This window comes from Roseovarius halophilus (ex Wu et al. 2025) (genome assembly GCF_047086965.1).
This window is the reverse complement of sequence record NZ_JBKOTX010000482.1, coordinates 1-1170: the sequence shown is the minus strand read 5'-3', so window position 1 is coordinate 1170 and position 1170 is coordinate 1. Positions and strand designations below refer to the sequence as shown.

The 1170-nt window shown below is 71.8% G+C and carries 2 protein-coding genes; both read left to right on the top strand.

Annotation, left to right across the window (positions count from 1 at the left end; all coding sequences use genetic code 11):
* Positions 1-417: ChaN family lipoprotein (locus ACH107_RS32985; RefSeq protein ID WP_412509809.1), on the top strand; the 417-nt coding region annotated here is incomplete at its 5' end.
* Between the two features lie 80 nt (positions 418-497).
* The coding region (gene coaBC, locus ACH107_RS32980; RefSeq protein ID WP_412509808.1) for a bifunctional phosphopantothenoylcysteine decarboxylase/phosphopantothenate--cysteine ligase CoaBC at positions 498-1170 on the top strand (673 nt) is incomplete at its 3' end.

Below are 1170 nucleotides of genomic sequence, written 5' to 3'. Positions count from 1 at the left end.
GAGGACGGCGCGGCAGCGGCATTCGGCGCCGAAGCCGAGGAATACGGGCTGGCTTCGCCCCTGCCCGATGCGCAGCAGGCCGAGCGCGAGGCGCTACAAGGCGCGGCGCATTGCGATGCCCTGCCGGCGGAGATGCTGCCGGCCATGGTGGCCGTGCAGCGCCTGCGCGACGCGATGCTGGCGCGCGCCGTCGTCCGGTCAAAGGCGCGCACGGGCGGGCCCGTCGCCGTCATCACCGGGAACGGACATGCGCGCCGCGACTGGGGCATGCCGGCCGTGTTGGCGCGTGTCGCCCCCGGACTGGACGTTCGCGTGATCGGCCAGACGGAGGACGGGAAACCGCTGCCCGGTACGTTCGACACTGTGCTGTCCGCCCCGGCTGTGACGCGCGAGGACTCGTGCGATGCCTTCCGCTGACGCGCCGAGGTGGCGCGCGGGCCTTGCGGGCCCGCGGACGGCGCAATAGTGTCGGGCAGCCGTGCAAGAGGACCCTGCCCATGCTGTCCGGAAAGCGTATCCTTCTGATCATCGGCGGTGGTATCGCTGCCTTCAAGACGCTCGACCTGATCCGGCGGCTGCGTGAACGGGGCGCGGCGGTCACGCCGGTGCTGACGCCGGCCGGGGCGCAGTTCGTGACGCCGCTGTCGGTGTCGGCACTGGCCGGCGAAAAGGTGTTCGAGGCCCTTTTCGACCTGACCGACGAGGCCGAGATGGGCCATATCGAGCTCAGCCGCAGCGCCGACTTGATCGTGGTGGCGCCGGCGACGGCCGACCTGATGGCGAAGATGGCGCAGGGCCACGCCGATGATCTGGCTTCGACCCTGTTGCTGGCCACCGATGCGCCGGTGATGGTGGCCCCGGCCATGAATGTGCGCATGTGGGAGCATCCCGCCACGCGCCGCAATGTCGCCACGCTTCGCGACGACGGTATTCTTTTCACCGGCCCCGGCGCGGGCGACATGGCGTGCGGCGAATACGGGCCGGGGCGCATGGCCGAACCGCTGGAGATCGTGGAGGCCGTGGCGGGCGCGCTGTCGGACGGGCCGTTGGCGGGGCGGCGGATTGTCGTCACCTCGGGGCCCACGCAGGAACCCATCGACCCGGTGCGCTACATCGCCAACCGCTCGTCGGGGGCGCAGGGCACGGCGATCGCGCGGGCGCTGGCGGCGC